The organism is Ignavibacteriota bacterium, assembly GCA_016707525.1.
GTDB lineage: Bacteria > Bacteroidota > Ignavibacteria > UBA10030 > UBA6906 > JAGDMK01.
On record JADJHP010000003.1, the window covers coordinates 338,705 to 361,391 of the forward strand.

Annotated in this window: 12 protein-coding genes and 1 pseudogene; 5 read left to right on the forward strand and 8 right to left on the reverse strand. The window is 59.6% G+C overall.

Translation table 11 applies throughout. From position 1 onward, the window contains the following. Positions 1-72: 72 nt before the first annotated feature. Entirely contained in the window at positions 73-1,524 is a 1,452-nt protein-coding gene (locus IPI01_07545) for an alpha-L-fucosidase (GenBank protein MBK7257645.1), read from the forward strand. Positions 1,525-1,549: 25 nt separating this feature from the next. On the opposite strand, the pseudogene IPI01_07550 reads toward IPI01_07545, so the two are convergent. Continuing rightward, positions 1,550-4,860 (reverse strand): annotated as a pseudogene (locus IPI01_07550) (DUF5107 domain-containing protein). Further along, a complete protein-coding gene (locus IPI01_07555; GenBank protein MBK7257646.1) occupies positions 4,857-6,959 on the reverse strand; it encodes a beta-galactosidase in 2,103 nt (700 codons plus the stop codon). The pseudogene IPI01_07550 and the gene IPI01_07555 overlap by 4 nt, the downstream one beginning before the upstream one ends. Positions 6,960-7,112: 153 nt before the next feature. Here IPI01_07555 and IPI01_07560 point away from each other — a divergent pair, with 153 nt between their 5' ends. Beyond that, entirely contained in the window at positions 7,113-7,994 is an 882-nt protein-coding gene (locus IPI01_07560; GenBank protein ID MBK7257647.1) for a helix-turn-helix domain-containing protein, read from the forward strand. On the opposite strand, the gene IPI01_07565 is transcribed toward IPI01_07560, so the two are convergent. The 3 genes from IPI01_07565 to IPI01_07575 are packed head-to-tail and all read right to left on the reverse strand — an operon-like array spanning position 7,991 to position 12,963. Further along, a complete protein-coding gene (locus IPI01_07565; protein ID MBK7257648.1) occupies positions 7,991-9,157 on the reverse strand; it encodes a SpoIIE family protein phosphatase in 1,167 nt (388 codons plus the stop codon). The genes IPI01_07560 and IPI01_07565 overlap by 4 nt on opposite strands. Before the next feature lie 21 nt (positions 9,158-9,178). Further along, positions 9,179-9,571 (reverse strand): response regulator, encoded by a 393-nt coding sequence (locus IPI01_07570; GenBank protein ID MBK7257649.1) that lies wholly within the window; start codon positions 9,569-9,571, stop codon positions 9,179-9,181. Further along, positions 9,568-12,963 carry a hypothetical protein gene (locus IPI01_07575; GenBank protein ID MBK7257650.1) on the reverse strand — a complete coding sequence of 1,132 codons (3,396 nt, stop codon included), beginning with the start codon at positions 12,961-12,963 and terminating at the stop codon, positions 9,568-9,570. Before IPI01_07575 ends, IPI01_07570 begins: the two co-directional genes overlap by 4 nt. A 743-nt stretch (positions 12,964-13,706) precedes the next feature. Here IPI01_07575 and IPI01_07580 point away from each other — a divergent pair. The 3 genes from IPI01_07580 to IPI01_07590 are packed head-to-tail and all read left to right on the forward strand — an operon-like array spanning position 13,707 to position 17,719. Continuing rightward, positions 13,707-15,755: a DUF3857 domain-containing protein gene (locus IPI01_07580; GenBank protein MBK7257651.1), complete on the forward strand. Its 2,049-nt coding sequence runs from the start codon at positions 13,707-13,709 to the stop codon at positions 15,753-15,755. Positions 15,756-15,770: 15 nt separating this feature from the next. Continuing rightward, positions 15,771-16,505, forward strand: coding sequence for a DUF3857 domain-containing protein (locus tag IPI01_07585; GenBank protein ID MBK7257652.1), 735 nt, complete (start codon positions 15,771-15,773; stop codon positions 16,503-16,505). Beyond that, a complete protein-coding gene (locus tag IPI01_07590) occupies positions 16,502-17,719 on the forward strand; it encodes a transglutaminase family protein (protein MBK7257653.1) in 1,218 nt (405 codons plus the stop codon). Before IPI01_07585 ends, IPI01_07590 begins: the two co-directional genes overlap by 4 nt. Positions 17,720-17,750: 31 nt before the next feature. Here IPI01_07590 and IPI01_07595 read toward each other — a convergent pair whose 3' ends face one another. From IPI01_07595 to IPI01_07605, 3 genes are read right to left on the reverse strand one after another with little or no spacing between them, the layout of a single operon-like run. After that, positions 17,751-18,926 carry a hypothetical protein gene (locus IPI01_07595; GenBank protein MBK7257654.1) on the reverse strand — a complete coding sequence of 392 codons (1,176 nt, stop codon included), beginning with the start codon at positions 18,924-18,926 and terminating at the stop codon, positions 17,751-17,753. Then, complete coding sequence (locus IPI01_07600) at positions 18,923-20,299, reverse strand: sugar porter family MFS transporter (GenBank protein ID MBK7257655.1); 1,377 nt, start codon at positions 20,297-20,299, stop codon at positions 18,923-18,925. Before IPI01_07600 ends, IPI01_07595 begins: the two co-directional genes overlap by 4 nt. Next, positions 20,296-22,548: a hypothetical protein gene (locus IPI01_07605; protein MBK7257656.1), complete on the reverse strand. Its 2,253-nt coding sequence runs from the start codon at positions 22,546-22,548 to the stop codon at positions 20,296-20,298. Before IPI01_07605 ends, IPI01_07600 begins: the two co-directional genes overlap by 4 nt. Positions 22,549-22,687: the final 139 nt, after the last annotated feature.

A 22,687-nucleotide genomic window follows, 5' to 3' on the forward strand; every position in this document is an offset into this window, starting at 1 on the left:
GATATGTACCGTACATTCACAGTGCCCCGTGAAGCATTCTCTGTCATCAATCACTGTTTTCCGGAGATGTCGATGTCAGCCATTCGATCCCTTCTCTTTCTTTCCGCAGCATTCTGCTTCGCCTCAACCCTGATACCGGCCATCGCCCAGGAATCGGCCGAAACCTACGTGTGGGAAACAGATCCCGCGGTAGCGGCCAAACTGGAACAGTGGCGCGACCTGAAGTTCGGTTTCTTCATGCACTGGGGGTTGTACAGCCAGCTGGGGATCATCGAAAGCTGGTCGCTCTGTCCGGAAGATTGGATCACGCGCGACGGGATGGGGGCCGAGAACTACTTCACGTACAGGGCGAACTACGAGAACGTCATCACGCAGTTCGACCCGAGAGGCTTCGCTCCCGAAAAGTGGGCTGCCGCAACAAAGGCCGCGGGCATGAAGTACGTGGTCTTCACCACGAAGCATCATGATGGCTTCTGTATGTTCGATACGAAGACCACGGACTATAAGATCACTTCGCCCCGGAGCCCGTTCAGTACACACCCGCGCGCCAATGTCGCGAAAGAGGTCTTCGGCGCATTCCGGAATGAGGGGTTCTGGGTGGGAGCGTACTTCTCGAAACCCGACTGGCACGTGCCGTACTACTGGGATCCCTACTGGCCGCCGCTGGACCGGAACGTGAACTACGACCCCAAGAAGTATCCGGACAAGTGGAAGAAGTTCCAGGAGTACACGTACACCCAGATCGAAGAGCTCATGACGGGGTATGGGAAGATGGATATCCTCTGGCTCGACGGCGCATGGGTCGCCCCGCTCGCGCAGTACTCTCCTTTCTTCAATACCATCGAGATGAGGAAGGTCGATCAGGACATCAACATGCCGCGGATCGCTGCGATGGCACGGAGCCATCAACCCGGCCTCCTGGTCGTGGATCGCTGGGTCCCCTCACGCTACGAGAACTACCTGACCCCCGAGCAGAAGGTCATTGAGAAGCCCCTGCCGGTACCCTGGGAGGCGTGCGTCACGCTGGCCAACAACTGGGGGTACGTACCGAACGACGTCTACAAACCGACCTGGAAAGTGGTACACATGCTGGCCGATGTGGTATCCAACGGCGGGAGTCTCCTGCTCGATGTCGGTCCGAATCCGCAGGGCGACCTGGAACCTGTGGCATACGAACGGTTACAGGAGATCGGGGCGTGGATGAAGGTGAACGGCGAAGCGATCTACGGTACGCGACCGGTAGCGCCGTATAAGAACGAGAAGATCCGGTTTACCCGTCAGAAGAGCGGTGCCCTGTGCGCCGTCTACCTTGCGGATGAGAAGGAAACCTCGATGCCGGGATCCATTGTCCTCGTCGGGGTCAAGGCCGCGAAAGGCGCAAAGGTTTCCCTCCTCGGGGCAAAGGGCGGACTCGACTGGAAGCAGGACGGCGACCGCATGATCGTGTCCATCCCCGCCTCGCTCCGGCAGGCTCCCCCCTGCCGGCATGCGTGGACGATCAAGGTCTCGGCGACACAGAACTAGCGCGGGCCCCCGAACAGAAGCGCGATCAGAGCAACAAAAGGTGTGTCGCGGCACCGGCATGGGCGGGGTCAGCGTCAAGGACAGCGTGAAACAGTGAAGACGCTTCCCCGGCCTTGCCCAGCCCCAGGAGCCCCAACGCCTTCAGGTATGTACAATTGATCCTGTTGCGTTCGCTCAGGTCCTCGTCCCAGATCAACAGATCGGGGAACGACACTGCGAAGTAGTCCATCGTCACGGCATCGTTCATGTGCTGTTCCGCAAACCGCACCAGCGTCGCGAAGCGCCCGGACGCCTCTTCTTCGTTGCCGAGTTTTCGCAGAGCAAGACCCTGATAGTAGATCGTGTCCGGCCGCTGGTCGTTGTAGAAATACGCTAGGCGCCGGTTCCTTCAGGCCCACCGTAGCCCTGCGGAGCTGTTCTTCCGCTTTCTCCGGTATACCCTTGCCCTGATACGCGCAACCGAGGTAGTAGTGACGATCATTCTCCAGCGCACCGGGGAGTTTTCCCTCGCCGAGATTCTCAGGATACTCTCCGGCGGCCTGCAGGAATTCGATCGCCTCCTGATATCGCCGATCCACCAGCGCTTCCTTCGCCAGTCCAACACAACACGTCACATACTGACCGGTCACCTTCCCTTCGCCCCCCTCCCAGGGATGGAATCGCCTCTGCGCCAGAAGATCATAGGCGGTGCGGTAGTGTCCGAGGAGGGTTTGGAGCGTGATACGTTCGAGGTAGAGGTCATCGCGATGCTCGACGAGTCGAAGGTGTTGCTCCAGCTTGCTCAACCGCTCTGACGGAGCGCGCCCGAGCTTCCTGTACAGTTGATCCAGCTCCATCAGCACACGTGCGTCGGCCGGATCGAGAGCGAAGGCCCGTTCCATGGCAGCGAGGGCTCGCCCCTTGTCGCTCCGCTTATTGTAGTACGCCAACCCGAGGTTCCTCCAGGCGGTCGGGAACCGGTCATCGAGTTCGATCGAGCGCTCCCAGCAGCGAATGGCCTCATCGTACCGGCGGAAGCCATACCAGAGGTTGCCCAGGTAGTAGGGTGCCCTGGCATCGGGGGGGGTGATGGTCTGAGCGTCGCGTAAAGCTTGCACTTCTTCCCAGCGATTCGGGAAGCAGAGGTCGGGACTGGCCCCCGCAGCATCTGCATAGTGTGTCCGCGCCTCTGCCGGCCGCCCCTGCATGGAAGCGAAGTGTCCGAGGAAATAGTGGATCATCGGATACCGGGCCCCGGAAGAAGAGCGACACCCGGCGAGCAGCGCAGTGGCCTCGGCATAGAGTCCCGCTGCCGCATAGTCAAGAGCAAACTCGATGTGCGTATGAACGTTGCCCCGGGCGATCCCTGCCAGGCGCCGGCGTGCCGCATCGCGCGCATCATCATCCCGCCCTTCGGCGAGCATCATCTCTTCGAAGAGGCATCCAACATTGAAGTGGTCGAGATCCAGCGACGCACGTACCATGGCCGACGCCGCTTCCGTCCGCCCCAGTTTTCGCAGAAGGATCGCGATGAGGTGGCGGCACCGGTGATTGCGTGTATTGCGCGACAGCGACCGCTCGGCATATGCGAGCCCTTGCTCGAAGCTACCCTTTCTTGCGCTGAGCTGGGCAAGGGCGAAGTACCCGGCATCCTGGAACGGCGCATTCCAGACGGCCTTGGAGTAACTATCGAACGCTTCTCCGAACCGCGACTGCATCGTGAGAGCGCATCCGAGATTGTAATACGGTTCGCCATCATAGGGATTCGGATTGCGCTCCGTCAGCCGCTCGATCGCCACCCGGAAGTATGCTTCAGCGGTCTCCGGCTGCCCCCGACGAAGATGCAGGAGTCCCATGGCATTGTTGCACCGCACATCGCCCGCGTCGCGCCTGATCGCCTCCGTGTAATAGTCGGCCGGATCATAGGTCGCGTGCCGGTAGAGCTCAAGATGCAGCCCCGTCAGGAACAACTGGTCATTGCCCGCGATCTCCTGTGGCCTCAGTGCTGGCTTCGCAGGCCCGGGGATCTCCTGTTGCGCCTCTCCGTGTGGCCTCCAGGACACGAGCATGCTGCCATCGGAACTCATGACACGGAGCGAGAGCCGCTCGGGGTTCTCCGTCCTCTGCCGCGTGGCCGCCGTGCTGAAGATCGCCTCCGGTTGCAGGTCGCATGGCGCACGGAAGAGGACGTCATCGCCATCACGGAGTTCCACCACGGCGTTCTCGTAGCGTCGTGTCACCCCGACCTTGACGTGCACCGTCAGCCCATCGACCTCCAGGTTCAGTGCCGCATCCTTCGTTGCATTCTTGACCAGACCAAGATCGTGGTACGGCATGAAGTACTGCTCGAACGAACGTTCTTCGTACGGCATGATCCAGGAGAAATCCGGCTGGTTGTCGGTGAACACGCCGCACATCAGCTCGATGTAGGGGCCGCCGTTATCGGTGAGGTTCCGGTCCCAGGCCTTGCCGAAATCACCATTCCCCCACGTCCACTGCTTCTTCCCCGGCGCGATGTGATGATCAGCCACATGCAGGACACCACCGCCGGTATCGTGTTCGTATCCCCCGAGGAAATCGTATGCCGAATGCACAGCCATATACGATGTGGGGACGGGGATGTTCTTGTAACGGGAGATGTCGACTCCCGCGGAATAGTCCACCTTGTAGTACGTCCCCCGGGCGATCGGGAATTCCGACACATCCCTCCGTCCGTGATCGAACACCGCGTGCACATCCGGCGGGAAGACCGACTGATAGTGATCATTGACATGGACAGCCGGATTCGCCCAGAAGAGGAAGGATTGCGGGTACGGGGTCCGGTTATAGAGCCTGACCTTGATCTCCAGGTAGGACACTCCCGGGTAGAGCGTGAATCCCGTCATCCCTTTGGTGCGAAACATCCTCTCCACCTCGCTGCACCACACCGTGGCGCTCCCATCCTCGTTCTGCTCGAGGACGTGGTCCACGGGCTCGAACGTGCTCGGACGGTGGTGCTGGGGCCAGTTGAACTCGATCCCGCCCGAGATCCACGGCCCGGTCAATCCCACCAGCGCCGGCTTGATCACGTCCTGATAATAGATGAAATGCCGCTGCTTGACCTTGTCGAACGCCATCTGCACGCGTCCGCCCAGCTCCGGCAGGATCATGATCTTGAGATACTCGTTCTCCAGGAAACAGCCGATGTAACTCCTGTCGGCCTTCTCATCCAGGATCTTCTCGATCACCGGATGCGGGTAGACCACTCCGCTGCTCCCCTGGTAGATCCGCTTCTCGAGATAGACGGGGTTCTTTTTCCGGGGCGCCGACGCCATACGTCGGGATGATCACTTCTTCCTGCCAGACTCGGACGTTCATGTTGTCGCATCCATTCTTCGTTGAAGGCCGTGTTCGATCGGTAGCTTACTGTGGCTTGCGGTCCAGGGCGAGTTCCCAGGAGTCGACAACCTCCCCGGTCGGGCGGACGAGCGTGGCGACAACCGTGTCGCCTGAGAACTCATCGAGGTAGACATGTGTGGATCCGTTGGCACGGAGTTCCGGGATCGCCACGCGCTGGCCTGATAGATACTGCTCCCCGGGCGAGACCAGTACAGGGCGTATCCCGTGCAAACGTGCTGCGGCAATCCCCCACCTCCCACGAGCTTCAGCTCGATGAGATGACTACCCTTCCACGGCACATTGATGACCTTGATCGGGGAACTCATCCGGCGGAGGACACCGGCCGACCGTTTCGCATTGCCCTGGAGATCATACACGCCGTGAACGCGGCGTTTCAGGATGCCTTCGCCTGCCTCGCCAACATGCGTCCGGTAATCATTGAGGCAGAAATAGATCGCACCGGCGATGTAGGACCGACTCTCATACACGGCTGTGTGATAGATCATGTCATTGCTGCGCCGTTCGTCCCCTCCCTGGAACGCGGGCTCACACAGTCCATACTCCGAGATCACGATCGGGCGGCCCGGATACTCGAGATGGAGCGTGTCAAGCATGTTCCCGAGGCGCGCCGGATCGCCCTGATACCACGTGTCCTGGTACTCGTTGAACATCAGCACATCTCCCTCCCGGATCGCGTCACGGCCGCCGGAGAACGCTGCCTTGTTGCTCACGTAATTCACGAGGCGGGTGGGATCGAGGGCTCTGGTGTATCGGTAGAGCTGGCGCACGCCCTGCACGATCGCCGGCTCGCGCGAGGCAAGTTCGTTCCCCACGCCCCACATGACGATACTCGGGTGATTGCCATGCGCGCGGATCATCTCATCGAGATGACGTTGTGCGAGTGTGAGGATCGTGTCGTTCAACGGGGTCGCTCCACCCCACAGGGGAACCTCTTCCTGGACGAGCACACCATGCCGGTCACACCAGTCGAACACCGCGTCATCCTGCTGCCAGTGGAACCTGGTGAAGATGGCATTCACTCCGCGGAGCTTCTCCAGCATCCCGATCAGCTCATCTTTTGTCTCAGCCATGCCATGTGCGAGGCTTGAGCCGGGCATCCATTCGACCCCCATCAGGCGCACCTGTTCCCCGTTCAGGACCAGCCGCTCACCATCCGTGCGGATCTCTCTGAATCCGAACACGGCCGTCGCCCGGTCGACGAGCACGTTCCCACGCCGCAATCGGACCTCGAGCGAGTAGAGGTTCGGCGCATCGAAACTCCATGCCTCTACCTGCGGGAGATCGATGGTCTGTGTGCACTGGCGTTGTAGAGGGGTGATCACAAAGGACGTATCGCAGAGAGGTTTTTCAACGGTGAAAGGTTCACACCGGAAGATAAGTTGATAGGACGATCCATCCCATCCTTCACTGTTCGTCCCCTGCAGTTCGAAGGAGATGTGTGCTTTCCCTCTTGAAGGCGCTCTCGGAGCATCCACCGGTATTCCGGAGACACGGAGGCCGCCGATGCTCTGGAGGGGCATGGCAACAAGTGCGACGGGGCGTATGATCCCCCCGTCGTTCGGCCAGTCGAACGACCGCTCGAACGGAATGGAGTTGCGGCTATAGGAATTGCTTGCCGCCACGCGGATGACATCCTTGCCTCCCGGGTGCACAAGTTCCGACACCTCGAGCTGGAACGGCGTGAACCCGGACCCGATGTGCCCGCCGGCTTTCTTGCCGTTGATCCACACGCTGGCATCGTGGTACACGGCCGAGAACTGCAGGACGATCCGCTTTCCCTTCCAGGAGCCTGGCACGGTCACCGTGCGTTCGTACCAACCGGTCCCCGCATAGGTCTCGAGGTTCTGCATGCTATTCCAGGTATGCGGGACCGTGACGCTTTGCGTGAGTTTCGATGGGAGCCCCGACGAGTACCAGCGTTGCAGCAGTCCCTGGTGGAGGCTGTCGACGGCGAAGGACCACCGGCCGGTGAGGTCGAGGGTATCCCGTTGGCCCAGGGACAACGACGGGATCAGGACGAGCATGAACAGCGCGAAGAACTGCTTCGAGGATGGCATAGGCATACCAGGAAAGTGATCGTTGGCGGCGGTGCCTTCATTCAATCGACCGGGACCGCGCCTTGAATTTTGCATCAGAATTCCACAAAATGGAATGGACGGATTTGATGAAAGCATGGACAGAATTCCTGCGCAGTGCCATTGCGGGCCACTATGAGAACTCTGAAAGCAAGTGGATTTGAGGGGGAACGGTCGATCGTTGTCCCCGGCCCGATCATCGCCGGCCTCTCCCGGTCGGAGGTCTCGGATCCGCTCTATGTGGCGTGCATTGGGTACTATCCTCAGGCAAAGTATCACTTCAGGGAGAGGCGTACGGGGGCGGCAGAAAACATCCTCATATATTGTGTTGGGGGGCGCGGATGGTACGAACTCGATGGGTCACGACACGAGGTAGGCAAGGACCAGTTCTTCGTCCTGCCGAAAGGTACGGCGCACCGCTACGGAGCCGACCGCAGGGATCCGTGGACGATCTACTGGGTGCACTTTGCAGGAGAAAAGGCTCGTGAGCTTGTCGCATTGCTGGAAGCACGTTCGGAACAACCACGGAGCATAGCGTTTCTTGCGGAGCGGATCGGGCTCTTCGATGACATCTTCGAGGCCCTCTCCATGGGGTACAGCCATGAGAATCTCATGTATGCGAGCATGTGCCTCTGGCATTTCCTCGGGAGCGTGATCTTCCCCGATCAGTTCGCCCGGATCCGGAATACAGGAGAAGAGACGAACATCCAGAAGCTCATCTACTTCATGAAGCGGCATATTGCGGAGCAGTGCAGCCTTGCCCGGCTCGCGGGAGCGGCCGGGCTTTCCCCATCGCATCTTTCCGTCCGCTTCAAGAAGACCACCGGATACTCTCCCCTGCAGTATTTCACGCAGCTCAAGATCCAGCGGGCGTGCCAGTACCTCGATCACACGGATATGGAGATCAAGGAGATCAGCGCGGCACTGGGCTTCAGCGATCCGCTGTACTTCTCCCGCGTATTCAACAAACTGATGAAGGCGTCACCGAAACGATACCGGCTCCGCAAGAAAGGCTAGGTCCCGTTGTACCGCAGTGCAAGCAGGGTAATGTCGTCCGACTGCGGCGCCTCACCGGTATGCTTCTTCAGATCCCCCATGTTCCCCTTCACGACCTCTTCGATGGCCGCTCCGGTCACCGACGCTAGATAGCTCATCAGGCGATCATCCCCATATTGATTGTTGTCCGCGTCCATTGCCTCACTGACACCATCCGTATAGAGGAACAGCGTATCTCCGGGCAGGAGCCGGACCTTCTTCGTATCGTAGTCCAGGTGACCGAATTTCCCGAGGATCGACCCCTCCGTCAAGGGGAGCTGCTCCACTTCACCCGACGCCCGCATCAGATACGGCGAATTCTGAGCACCATTGCTGAACTGCAATTCACCGGAGCGGATATTCAGCACCCCGAAGAAGACCGTGACGAAGGTCGATGATTCGCTTTCAGGAATGAGCAACGTGTTGAGCCTCCGGAGGACCTCGCCCGGGTTGACGATCTGGTGGGCGATCGCCTTCAGGAGCGTCCGGCTGACCGCCATGTAGATCGCCGCCGGTATCCCCTTCCCCGAGACATCGCCGATCGTGAACGCAAGACGATCAGCATCGATGAAATAGTAGTCATAGAAATCGCCGCCCACCTCTTTCGCCGTGAGCATCTCGGCGTACAGGCCGATCTGCGGGTGTTGCGGGAATGGAGGAAAGACCTTCGGCAGCAACGCTTGCTGGATGCGCGTCGCGGTGCCCAGATCGCGCTGCACCGCAAGCAGTTCGTCCCTGGACCGCAGCGCGTGCCGGATGACCTCGAGCTGGTCCATGGTCTTCCGCACCGTCAGTTCCAGATCCGCAAAGTCGATCGGCTTCGTGAGGAAGTCGAACGCTCCGCGGTTCATCGCCGTCCGGATGTTCTCCATATCCCCGTACGCAGAGATGATCACGGACTTGATCGCGGGGTTGTTCCTTTCACCCACGCGTTCCAGCAGCGTCAGGCCATCCATCTCCGGCATATTGATGTCGGAGAGGATGACGGTAATGTCCTTATGTTCATCCAGTTTGCGCAGGGCATGCACACCATTCTGGGCGAATTCGAACGTGAGCTCGTTCTCGCGGATCTGCTTGCGGAAGCGCTGTCGGATGAGGACTTCAAGATCCGGCTCATCATCAACGACGAGAATCTTGGGGGGCACCGTGAGATCCTTTCTGATCGGTTATGCTGCTCCACCGGTGTCGGGTGCTGGCTTCAGCACATCGCGTTTCACCTGGTCGAAGTCGATGGGCTTCGTAAAGTAGTTCTCCGCACCTGCCGAGATCGCGGTCTTGAAGTTGACCTCATCACCGTACGCAGTGATCATGGACACCCTGATCGCGGGGTATTTCTCTTTGACGGCCTTCAGCAGGTCGATGCCGGTGATGCCCGGCATGTTGATATCAGAGAGGATACAGACCACATCGGGAGGGCTCACGGTCTGCAAGTAGTCGAGTGCCTCCTCCCCCGAGAACGCATAACAGAGCTCGACGCGCCCATCCTTCACCTCTCTCCGAAATTGCTGGCGGAACAGGATCTCCACGTCCCGCTCGTCATCAACGATCATGATCTTCATGCTGCGACTCCTTTTTCGGGTACCGGTTGTCGGGGGAGGACGATCACGAACTCCGTGAACTCCCCTTCCTGCGTGTCCACGCTGATCTCCCCCCTGTGCATCTGGGTGATGATATCATACGAGAGCGAAAGCCCCAGACCGGTCCCGACGCCGGCCGGCTTCGTCGTGAAGAACGGATTGAAGATCTTGTCCCGGACGGACTGAGGAATGCCGTTCCCGTTATCCCTGATACGGATCTCCACTCCTGCGGGCACGCTCCTGGCACTCACGCGCACGACCGGCATGAATCCGTTCTTCGACGTCTTCTTCTTGTCGTTCGCTGCGTAACAGGCATTGTTCACAATATTGAGGATCGCACGGCTCAGATCCTGGGGAACGACGCTCACCTTGCCGACCGCCGGGTCGAAGTCGGTCTCGATCTTCACATTGAACGACTGGTCCTGCGCCCGCATCCCGTGATACGCAAGGTTCGTGTACTCGGCCAGCAGCGCGTTCAGGTCGGTGTCCTGACGTTCTCCGGCTTTTCCACGGGAGTGCAACAGCATGCCGCGGACGATGCTGTCAGCCCGCTTGCCATGATCATTGATCTTCGTCACGTTCTGCTCGAGGTCATTCAGCAGGCTTTCGATCTCCGCTGCCCGCCCGGGGTCCACGCGGCCGCGTTCCGCTGCAAGCTCCTTCCGCAGATCCCTGGTCAGATCGCTCGAAAGCACCGAGAAGTTCGTGATGAAATTCAACGGGTTCTTGATCTCATGCGCGATCCCGGCGGTCAACTGGCCGAGCGAAGCCATCTTCTCGGACAGGATAAGCTGGTTCTGTGCCCCCTTGAGATGGGTAAGCGTCTTCTCCAACTCCCCCGTTCGTTCCTGGACCAGTTGTTCAAGCTCGGCCCTGCGCTTCTTCATACTGCGCATACGGTAGAAGTAGAATGATGGGCCGACCGTCAGGAATGCAAAGACCGCAAGAGCGATGAACCATGTCGTCTGATAGAAATGAGGCTCGAGAACGAAACGCACTGTCGCCCCCGTATCGTTCCATATGCCATCGCTGTTCGCCGCGATCACACGGAATGTGTATTCTCCCGGATTCAACCGGGTATAGTAGGCCTGCCGCCGGGATCCCGCATCGATCCAGCCTTCGTCGAAGCCAACCAACTGATATTTGTAACGGACATCGTTCGCGCCGGCGAAACTGATACCGGCATAGTGGAATTCGAACCGGGCCTTCCCCGCGGGTACATGAATCACACTATCCGGCGGTTGGCGTTCTCCTTCCACCGCGAACCGGTCGATCACGACCGGCGGGGGCACCGCATTGATGCGGATATCAGCAGGATTCACCATGGCGAGCCCGCGCGTCGTTGCGAAGCAGAGTCTGCCGTCCTGCAATTGGAAGCCCGAGGGCGCGTAGCCACCGTTGCATTCCCGGCTTTCCATGCCGTCCGCCGTGCCGTAGGCGGTACACGTGACGGACTTCGCCTTTCCGTCCATGACGGCATTGACGTCGTTCTTCCTGACCCTGTACACACCCTTGTTGCACGATAACCAGAGGTAGCCGGTCTTGTCCTCGAACACCGTGAAGGCGATGTAGTCGAACAATCCTTGTTTCGGGGTGATGTTCGTGAATATCCCATCCTTGAATCGGAAGAGGCCATTGTCGGAGGCTGCTATCCAGATCGCCCCATCCTGGTCTTCATAGAGGGCGTTGACGGATCCCCCGGTGAACCCCTGTGCTTCTCCGACCGCTTCCGCTTTCCCGTCTCGATAGCGATACAGACCGTTCTCTGTTGCCATCCAGAGAACACCGGTCCGGTCTTCGAACAGCTGTTGAATGAAGTCCGCGGCGACACCCGGCGTGCCTACGGTCGCAACTGTCGTGAATGATCCGCCCTTATATGATTGAAGGGTATTGCGTGAGCTCAACAGCCAGTCGCCGGAACGTATCAGAAGAAACGCCCCCGGGAGCGGTTCCGGCCGTCCGTCAACGATGCGTGAACGCAAGGAGACCGTCTCGTTCTTCACCGTGTAGAGGCCGCCCCGGGCACCTATCCAGAGGGTGCCCTCCTTATCTTCCTTCAGGGCACGGACCTCTTGAAACGGCGCGCCCTGCTTGTTGTCGAACACCGTGATGACGCCGTCTTTCAGCCTGTTGAGGCCCCCGAAGGCCGTGCCGATCCATACCGCACCCGATCGGTCTTCGGTGACCGCGGAGACCAGATCGTAACTGAGGCCAACCTTCGGGGAATAGGCAACGAATTTTTCGTCACGGAACCGGTCAACACCGCCGCCGTTCGTCCCCACCCAGATGCTCCCCTCGCGATCGATCACAAGGTCCTGGACCGTGTTGTCGGAGAGCCCATGCGCACGGTCGAAGCGTTCAAAGGTCCCGTCGGCGAAGCGGGCGATGCCCTTTCCCGTGGCCAGCCACAGGCTTCCTTCACGGTCTTCCCGGATCACGAAGATATCGTTCTCGTCGGCATTCTGCGAGATCGTAAAACCGGTGAACGTCCCCCCGGCGAATGACGCCAGCCCTCCTGCGGTCGCGAACCAGACGGTCCCCTTCGCATCCTGATGCATGGCCTGGATCACCGGGTTGGGGAGGACGGTGCTCTTCTCATAGCGCGTAACCACTCCGTCATTGTATGCGAGAAGATGCGTGCGGGTACTGAACCACAGCGTTCCGCTCCGCTCCTCGAAACAATTCGCGGGCCCATTCAGGCGAACGAACAGCGTTTCGGGGAATTCCTTCTGCCCGGACATCCTTTCGATCTTTCCGCCTGACATCCGTGCCAGGCCTGCCATCGTGCTGACCCAGAGGTGTTCCTTGCTGTCACGAAAGAGACCGATCACCGTGTCGGCGGGGAGTCCGTCCTTCATCGTGTACGTCCGGAACGAGTCCCCCAGGGCCTCGAAGAGTCCGCCCTGAGTGCCGATCCACATGGTGCCATAGGCATCGTTCTCCCAGGTGATCGCACGGTTGTGCGAGAGGCCGTTCGATGTGTCGATCTTCTTGAAGATGCCATTCTGCATGCGGACCATGCCGGGTGCAAATCCGGCGGGCCGCATCCAGAGGGCACCTGAACTATCCTCTTTCAATCGTACCATCCAGGATATGGGAAGCTCTTTGGTGTTCACCCTGTCGAACACCCTGAACTCCATCCCGTCGAAGCGGGCAAGGCCTTCCTGCGTTGCGAACCAGATGTACCCGTCGCGCGTTTGCAGAATGGACCCCGCAGAATTCTGCGGCATGCCGTTGGCCGTGGACCAGATCTGATGCACATATTGCACAATGGACTTCCTGCGTGCGAAGCTCTCCGAAGATGGAAGAAGGAAGAGAGCAGCAAGCACACAAAAGAGCATGGTGCGGAAGAGAGGGGACGGGGTATTCCGCATGGTGGTGGATCTCTCACGACGTGAGTATGGGGGATGGATCAGATCGGGCGGACAGACGGTATGAGCTGAAACAACGGAGAGCGGACAGCCCGGAGAGAGGGGGGCATACGGGGGTGCAAACCAGGGGCCTCCGGGCATACAAACGGGCTTTCGAATGGAGAGAACGGGTGATGACAACCACAGAGAATACGAAAGTCAGGAGTTGCAGTCAAGTTCCGCATTGTCGGGAGGAACTTCCATCCTGCGAGTCATAACACGGACAGATGCTGTTTTGTTACAGAAGAATCTGGTTGATCTCACAGTGATCCTCAGGTGCCGGCCGGCCCACGGTTGTCCTGGTGAGCAGGCACCAGCTTCCGGATCGTTCGGGTGGGATCACCCGGGTGTGATCGCCCGGTGTGATCGCCCGGGATCCGCACGCTTGATTTTCCCGTGTGCAGCCACTACATTGTAGTACAGGTCAGGGGAGAGACCAGGGTTTCTCGGGGGGAATTGTGCGGGCCTCATTACATCCGGAATGGAGAAAGAGGCCTATTGCGTTTCAGGCCCTCCATCTTCCCCATCTGCGTTCTCTGCAGAAGACATGCCTTCCCATCATGCCTCACCCCACCCGACGTCCTATCAGCACCTCACTTCCCGTGTTCTCCTGAGCTGACGGACCGCAACGATCGCTGCTCAAGGGGACCCGATCGCACCACCATGGGACAATCGCTCAACTGCCGTTCCACGTTATGAGGCCAGGAATGAATACGCGTTGCTGGAATTGCACTACGATCACCGCTGTCGCCATCGCCCTTCTCCTCGCGATCCGCACCGGCCATTCCGCGGAGCGCCCCGCAATGACCTGGGGCGAAGTGCCGCGCGAACATCTTCAGATGACGTCGTTTCCCGCCGACTCCAACGCGAACGCGGTGATCCTCTTCGACTACGGGGAAGGATCGTTCTCGTCACAGTACGATCTGACATTCACCCGCCACACGCGCATCAAGATCCTGACCAAGGCCGGCTTCGACCGGGGTACGGTCGCGGTGAGCTATTTCGCAGGCAAGGATGGAGAACGCATCACCGACATCGAAGGGATCACCACGACGCTCGGTGCGGACGGTGAACCCGTTCAGACGGAACTCGATGAGGACGAGATCTTCACGGAGGAAGTGACGGGGGACTGGCGCCGTGTCCGGTTCACGCTCCCGGCGCTGGCAGAGGGATGCGTGATCGAATTCAGGTACAGCAGAACTGGCGGCGGTCCGATGGACCTGCCGGACTGGGACTTCCAGACCACCGAACCCGTGCTCTGGAGCGAGTACCACGTCGTCTCACCCGTGGTCTTTCAGTTCGCCGTCGTGTCGTTCGGTGCGGAGCCGTACGCCATCAACGACGTCCACTACGACACACGTCCCTTCCTCTCGTCGGGCAACAGCCAGATGATGAAGATGCAGATCCTGCACTACGCCCGCAGCGATGTGCCCGCACTCAGGAGCGAGCCGTACATTACGACGCTCGACGACTACAGGCTGAAGCTGAACGTTCAGCTTGCCGCGGTCCAGTGGCCCGGGGAGACCATGATCAAGGTCCTGCAAACCTGGCCGGCGCTGCTGGAGGAACTTCTGAAGCCTAAGGCGCTCGGCGGTGCGCTCGAAGGGACCGGCCGGACACGCGACCTCGCACTGGAGCTCACGGCCCATTGTGCGGACCCCAAAGAGAAGCTGACCGCGATCTATGATCACATCCGGCAGACCATTGTCTGGGATGGAGGGCGCAGCTACGGGGTGCATCATGACCTCAATGATGTTCTGACAGTAAAAAAGGGGAACAGCGCGGAGATCAACGTGCTTCTGATCGCCATGCTCCGGGCAGCAGGACTTGAAGCAACGCCGGTCCTCCTGAGCACGCGCAGCCATGGCAAGATCCAGAAACTCTGGCCGATCTATACGAACTTCGACTACCTCATCGCGCAGGTGCGTGCCGGTGGGGAGACCTTCCTTGTGGATGCGACGGAACGGCAGAGGCCGCTCAACGTATTGCCGACCCGGGCTTTGAACCACGAAGGCCTTCTCGTGAAAGAAGGCACGGAAACATGGATCCCTATCGCGCCAGGCGGGGACTCACAGGAGGCGGTCTTTGTCACAGCAACACTCACGGCGGATGGCTCCATCGCGGGAAGCGCACGGAAGAGTTTTTCAGGCAACAGTGCCCTGGACGCGAGGAGTTCGCTCAGCGGCAAGAAGGATGACGAGTACGTGAAGGGGCTGCTCCGCACCGAGACAACAGGCTTCGCGCAGGACTCCTTCAGCATCGAGAACCGTGACTCCTCCGACCGTCCACTGGACGTACGGATGACGTTCAATTCAGCGACGGCCGGACAGGTTCTTGAGGACCGCATATTCCTCAATCCCATGCTGTTTGAACGAAGGATGTCAAGTCCGTTCAAACTCGCTACGCGTACGTTCCCGGTCGACATCCCGTATGGATCGACATCGACGTACACCATCACCCTGGCGATCCCGCCGGGGTATACGGTCACAAGTGTCCCCGTCGAATTCTCCACTCCGCTTCCCGGCAATGGAGGGCGGTATAGCCGGTCGGTCGCAGTCAAGGGGGATACCATCAGCCTTGTCACCCGATTCGAGATCACCAGAACGTATTTCGAGCCACGATCGTACAAGGATCTACGGAAGGTCTTCGACGAGTCCGTGACGCGGGAGGCTGAGCTGATCGTATTGACGAAGGTCCCTCCCCCGCCGCCGGCACCGCCGAAGGGCGCGTCAACTCCCAAAACCAGAAAAAAATAGCGGATAGCCGCCCCCATGAACATGCAACGAAGTATCGATCGGGTCAGGGCATTCAGCCTGACCATGCTCTGGTTCACTCTGACCCTCGTGGACGGCCCGTCCGGACATCTCGTCGCTCAGGACCTTGATGGAAAGCTCCCGGCCTCCTCGATCTCCTCCGCGATGCTCAAGGATGTCGACGCCGTCGTGCGGATCGATTCGACCCACTTCATCGTCAACGGTTCAACCACCACGAGGAAAGTCCTGACCGCCGTGACGATCCTGAATGCTGCCGGGCGGCCCTATGGACAGATCTACCTTCCTCATGACAAGTTCAGGAAGATCGAAGAGCTTGAGGGCGAGCTCTATGATGCCCGGGGCAACTACATCCGGTCGCTGGGTGAGCGGGATCAGCAGGACTTCGCGGCGATCGGAGACTACATACTCTACGATGAGAGCCGGGTGCGCACAGCCGAGCTCTTTCATGGCGAGTATCCTTACACGGTGGCGTATTCCTACGAGATGTCTGACGAAGCCGGGATCTCTTGGCCCTCATGGCAACCTGAATTCACGCGGGCCTCGGTGGAGCATTCCGTGTTCGAGGTCGGGCTCAGCGGGAAGGACACGGTCCGGTGGTGGACGAATGCCGCGCTCCGCCCCGCGTGGTGCGCACAGAGGACGGATCCGTGTATCATTGGGAAGCGAATCGGGTCCCGGCACTGGAGTTGGAGCAGGTGGGTCCACCGGCCACGGACCAATACGCATGTGTGAGAACGGCACCGCACACGTTCGAGGTCGAGGGGCATCCTGGAGATCTCACGACATGGGCAGGACTCGGAGCATGGTACCATGGACTGTCGGTCGGGCGCCAGACACTCTCACCCCGCACGCTCGCTGATGTGGCAGAACGGACGAAGGGGATCACGGGGATCCGCGGCAAGGTGCAGGCGCTGTACGAATACATGCAGGACCGGACGCGTTACGTCAACGTCTCCCTCGGCATCGGAGGCTGGCAGCCATTCCCTGCATCCTACGTGGAAGAGCGCGGATACGGCGACTGTAAGGCGCTGACGAACTATATGTCGTCCCTGCTGCACGCAGCCGGGATAGGATCATCCCCGGTCCTCGTCTATTCCGGGGCCGAACCCCGTTGGATGGTCAGGGAATTCCCCCACAACAGTTTCAACCACGTCATCCTGTGCGTCCCGGCCCAGGAGGACACGATCTGGCTGGAGTGTACGAATCAAACCGCTCCTTTCGGCCACCTCGGCTCTGCTGGTGAGAACAGATTCGGACTACTCGTGCTACCGAACGGTGGCACGCTCTGCAGAACGCCGGCAAGTTCATCCGGCGACAATTGCCAGGTCCGCGTGGCTTCCGTGGCGGTCACCCCCGCTGCAAACGCCTTTGCCACGGTCCGGACACGATACACAGGAAACCAGCAGGACCGCATCCGCAGTGCGTTGGAGACCGCCACTCCCCGCGAACGGGAGCAATGGCTCCGGGAAGATATCGGGCATCCTGATGCCGAATTGCGTCGGACCGATTTCACCGGTGTGAGCGGAAGGCAGTTGTCCGTGGAGGTATCGTTCACGGCAGGACTCCGCGACTATTGCTCCCGGGCGGGCACGAGGCTGCTCTTCACACCGAATCTCATGGAACGGCGGAGATACATCCCACCGCCCGACACCCTGCGCCGTCAGCCGATCGTCGAGCGCTACGCGTATACCGATATCGACTCGATCACGTATCTTCTCCCGCCGGGAAGCCATATGGAGAGCCTCCCGAAACCCACGACGTTGAATGTCCCGTTCGCGCGGTACAGCGCCGGGATCCGGGTGATCAAGCCCCAGGAAGTATTGTATGTGCGGCGACTCGAAGTGATCGCGACGGAACTACCACGTGAGGCGTATGCTGACTACCGGGCGTTCTGGTCAGAGGTCGTCAAGGCGGACAAGGCCGTGGCTTCATTGGTGATCGAGTAGGAAGAAACGCATGCGGGACCCGCACGTCGCCCTACGTGTACGCTGCATGTGCCCGCGCCGTCGCAACGAAGGCTTCGACGTTCTCGATCGGAGTGTTGTACTCGAGGAAATCCGCACTCTGGATGATGAACGGGCCGTTCCTTTTGCCCGCCTCCATCGTTGCGATGGTCGCCTGACGGACCTGCTCCACCGTCCCCTTCTGAAGGACATTCACCTGGTCCACGCCCCCGATGATGACATAGTCTCCCCGCACGATGTCGACTGCTCTTCCCAGATCGGCATCGCCAAGAGGCACCGGCGAGAACGGTTCAACGACCCGGGCTCCAAGTTTCTTGTATGAACCCACAAGGGACATGATCTCGCCACAATTGTGGTACACTGCAGGACAACCCTGTTCCTGGATGAGATCGATGTACCGCTTCTCGTGGGTGAGAATATGCTGTTCGTACGTCCTGGATCCGAGGAATCCGCCCGGCACGTTCCCCCCAACGAGCATGACGTCCGCGCCGCCCTCAATGAAGGCGCGGGTGTAGTCCAGCGTGCGATCGATCGTGAACCGCATCAGCTTCTCGAAGAACTCCGGCTCGGTCAGGAAGAGCATATACAGCTGGGTGTGATCCATGATCATAGAGGCATTATTGAAGGGGCCACCCGACACCCAGGTCCCCAGGATCCCGTCGTTGCCGATGTACTCTTTGATCCGGCGGATCTTCCCCTTTACCATCTCTCCGTACGCCGCCGACATCTTCGGTTCGTACGTCATCGCGATGTCCAGGTCCGCCTCGGTCGCGATGGGCTTCCTGGTGCAGCAATAGACGTAGGTTCCCCTGTTCAGCGCCGTACGCACGAATACCTGCGACAGCTTCCCGTCCGGCGTCGTGATGACGGAGGACCGCACAAGATTATTCCCCTCCTCGGTGACGTCGGTCTTCACCTTCCATGTGTCGGTCTCGTGTCCATCGTCCACGCCACCGAGGCAGATGCCCAACGGGTGGTACAGATCAAAGATCATGCGCGCGAAGACATCGCATCCAAGGCTGCGTTGATAGTCGATCACCCTGCATGTCAATTGTTCGTAATCGAGAGGATCGATCCCCGGGTGGAGTTGGTGGATGAAATGCCCGTGGTCCTGGATGAACAGTGTCACCGGAACCCGGTCAGTGACCTCTCCATTGATCGTGCGCAATAACCGTTCGCGTGAATTCATGGCCGTGGTGTCGACTCCTGGTGCGCATGTCCTGTGGTGGGTGCTTCATGCCAATGCATCTCTATCTCTTCCAGACTCTTCCCTCTCGTTTCGGGGAGGTAGTGCCGCACAAGCAGGAACTGCACGGTCGTCATGCCTGCAAAGAACAGGAATGCCATCCCTCCACCGGCCACCTCCAGGAAGCGGGGAAAGAGCAAAGCCACAATGAAATAGACGCTCCACTGAATGGCGGACGCGATGGCAACGGCTTTCCCCCTGATCCGGTTCGGGAAGATCTCCGCCACAAGCGTCCAGAATACCGGGCCGATGCAGGCGGCAAAGAACGCCACAAAGGCCAGGACGAAGACCATGGTCAGGACCCCCTCGAGATGCAGGAAGTATGTCGCTGCCAGGCAGAGCAACGAGACAGACATTCCCAGGGATCCGGTCAGATACAGGGTCTTCCGTCCGACCTTATCGATCACGACGATCGCGACGAACGTAAAGATGAAATTGATGAGGCCAATGAACGAGGTATTCAACAGAGCGTTCTGGATCTCGAAACCGGCCCCCTGAAAGATCTTCGGGGCGTAATTGACGACCGCGTTCATCCCGTTCAACTGGACAAGCCCCGCGATGAGGAATCCCACGAAACTTGCTTTGCGCACCGACGGGGCAAGCAGGTCGCCGGACTGCGATGTGCTCTTCTGGTCTTCCAGCGTGCGGGCGATCTCCTCGACCTCCAGATCCGCTTCGGCTGGCCCGGCGATCCGGCCGATGATCGCCCTGCATTTCTCCTTCTGTCCCTTCAAATAGAGCCAGCGTGGGCTCTCGGGGATCGCAAAGAGCCCCAGGAAGAAGAGCACCGACGGGGCGACGCCTGTCGCGAACATCCACCGCCAGTCATTCTCGATACCATACAGGCCATAGTTGATCAGATAGGAGATCAGGATCCCGATGACGATCGTGAGCTGGTAGATGGAGACGAGCATCCCCCGGATCTTTTTCGGCGCGATCTCGGCAACATACATCGGCGCAAGTACGGATGCCGCGCCGACGGAGAGTCCGCCCACGATCCTGCTCACCACGAAGGCAATAAAGGTGTGGGAAAGCGCACTGCCCAGACACGAGAGGGCGAACAGCAACGCCACATAGCTCAGGAGTCTCTTCCTCCCGTACCTGTCTGCCAGTCCTCCCGATCCCAATGCGCCGAACATCGCCCCCAGAACAAGCGAGCCCGTCCCCCAGCCAAGCTCCAGTTCATCGAGATGAAAATACGATTGCAACGAGGCATTCGCGCCGGAGATGATGGCGATATCGAAGCCGAACATCAATCCGCCGACCATTGCGACCGAGCAGATGAAGGTCAGATAGCTCTTCTGGTTCATTGTCACAGGCCTTTTTCGATCTTCACCATGGCGCATCCCCGGCGCATACCGACGACCATCCTCACCGCGTCTCCGGCCGGTGCCAGAACGACCGGAACATGCGCCCCTCCACCCGGGTACACTGCATACGCCTTCAGCGTTGCCTTGAGACCGGGCACACGCCTGAGCGTGACAGTGACCTTTCCACGAGAGGGTCCGAACGTAACAGGAACAACCCACCCTCCGGGTACCTCGAACAGATTCACCTTCGCCTGCTGATTCCTCGCCTCGACGCAATGAGGTTCAAGGACCCAATTCTTACCTTTCAGGACACTGAGGAGCGGACCATAGTCCAGGTACTGCTTGTCCACCCAGGCGCTGGGCTGGAGCGAATGGTCATTGGCCGGGAAAGGAGCCATCGGATAGACGCCAAGGTGGAGGTAGCGCTGGAAGAACGCGTCCGCATCCGGCCGGAGATTCTTCTCTTCCGAGGTCCAACCGAGAACAGGCCGCCGGATCCCCATCAGCGCGGTCAGGTTGAGGGGAGATCCCGCATACGTGAACTCATCGAAGAATCCATCGGTCTGCCGGAGCACATCGATGCGCTTATCGTGATTGTTGACGAAGATCACTTTCCCCGCGTCGTGCATCATCGGTCCGAGTCTGTCCAGCATGCTCTTCCAGGAGACGATCAACGAACGGGTCGGACGTCCACCGAACCAGCTCAGGCTGTCGTCTCGCTGGTCATTGTACATCCTGAGCCAATCCATCCTGTCGATGCAGATGCCCGCCGCATCCGGGATCAGAGAGATATGTTTTTCTGCCTGATCGAGAAGGAACGTCTGATAGACCGGCTCTCCCGGATCCATGATGATGCCGTTCCCCCATGTAAAGAATGGGCCGCCGGTCCGGGACCGCGGATACGACGGGAGCATCTCCTGCGTCACTCCCGCCGGGAGGGGAAGGATCGCATCGGCGAGTTTCGCGTACAGAAAGTCGTCCGCATTCTTCCAGAGATCCTCTTCACTCGTTGCTTTCCGGGGCGGGGCGGGATCGGTCACCTCGGCTCCGAATTCTGTGACATTGAAATAGCTCAGGACATGGAACCCCTGCCACTTCATCCCCTCACTGTACATGCGCATCGCCTCGATGGTCGTCCTCCCACCGCCGTATCTGGTCCATTGCGCGGTGTCGTTCGCCACCGGAGGAATGAACATGCCCATATAGGGAAAGTCGAAGCTGGCCTTCCAGTTCACGCCAAAGGCCATCGTTCGCATCTTCCGGACATTGAACGGTTTTTCGAGCGACGAGTAGGCGCCGGTGCCGGCGATCTCGTGTGCCTCCGGGATATTCGGTTCGAAGTACCCGGGGTAGGCCTTCGTCATCCAGCGGAGACCTCCGCGCCACCCGGATTCATGAGCGACAAGGTCCATATGAAAGCGGATCGGGCCGGCCGCGGAAATGCGATGATACTCTCGGCTGATGACCATTGCCCCCGAAGAACGCACTCTGAGGTTCATATCGAACAGTGTGTCCGCCGGCGACTGGACAAGGCTCAGCCCTCTGTCTCCATGTTCCTCGGAGACGGTGACCAGCGGTATCCCGAGGAGGTTTCCCTGGAAGGGGATGAACCCGATCCGCGGTGTTTCGTAGCTGTACGGCGGGGCACCATACCAGATGGTGTCGTTCACGAAGGGGATGGGAAGAAGCGGATCGCTCCAATTGCCGGTCACATCTGAAGGAAGAATGCCGATGGTGCGCTGTTGCTCGGGCGTCCGGCCACGGATGTCGCCCAGTCTCGGGTCCCCCCATGCAGTCCAGAATTTTGCGGACACACTGTCGGGATAGATGAGGTGTGTCTCTATCGGCGTGCTCCACGGCCCTTCCAGGCCCGCAACCTCCACTTCCCAACGGACACTGCCGATCCCACGCCGGAACACATCGGTCACCAGGGCCGAGTTACCACCGGACCGTGAGGTCCATTTTTGTTGGAAGCTGAGGAGCGAGTCATTGCGTGTGAACGTGACGTTTCCTTCCGGATCACAATCGCGGAGCTGCGTGAATGCCCGCACCTTGCGCGCTCCATCAGGGCCGGGGATCACGATCTGCTGCACGGCACCGGTGGGATCGAACGTCACGGTCATCGCTGGAACGCGAAGCTCGTATGAGCCCGGCTCAGCGGGCCGGCATCCGCCACACACCAGGGCGCTCACACAGAGGAAGACGAAAGCGAAGGCACTTCGCCGTTGGGCAGGGAGGAGAAGATATAGGTTCATGCACGGGATCCTTTTCGATCGCAACGGCGATCGCAGGGCCGACGCGTTGGCGACGTGCATTCCCGTTGATCGCATGGGTAATGAGGGCGGACCGGCTGGCGGTCGCGAGAACAGGGTACGAGTGACACACGGGCAGGTA

Bases quoted from the DNA above. Each gene is read 5' to 3' on its own strand.
- IPI01_07555 (MBK7257646.1), bottom strand. From the start codon at position 6,959: ATGCCATCCTCGAAGCAGTTCTTCGCGCTGTTCATGCTCGTCCTGATC.
- IPI01_07560 (MBK7257647.1), top strand. From the start codon at position 7,113: ATGAGAACTCTGAAAGCAAGTGGATTTGAGGGGGAACGGTCGATCGTT.
- IPI01_07605 (MBK7257656.1), bottom strand. From the start codon at position 22,548: ATGAACCTATATCTTCTCCTCCCTGCCCAACGGCGAAGTGCCTTCGCT.
- IPI01_07570 (MBK7257649.1), bottom strand. From the start codon at position 9,571: ATGAAGATCATGATCGTTGATGACGAGCGGGACGTGGAGATCCTGTTC.
- IPI01_07545 (MBK7257645.1), top strand. From the start codon at position 73: ATGTCAGCCATTCGATCCCTTCTCTTTCTTTCCGCAGCATTCTGCTTC.
- IPI01_07575 (MBK7257650.1), bottom strand. From the start codon at position 12,963: ATGCGGAATACCCCGTCCCCTCTCTTCCGCACCATGCTCTTTTGTGTG.
- IPI01_07595 (MBK7257654.1), bottom strand. From the start codon at position 18,926: ATGAATTCACGCGAACGGTTATTGCGCACGATCAATGGAGAGGTCACT.
- IPI01_07585 (MBK7257652.1), top strand. From the start codon at position 15,771: ATGAACATGCAACGAAGTATCGATCGGGTCAGGGCATTCAGCCTGACC.
- IPI01_07580 (MBK7257651.1), top strand. From the start codon at position 13,707: ATGAATACGCGTTGCTGGAATTGCACTACGATCACCGCTGTCGCCATC.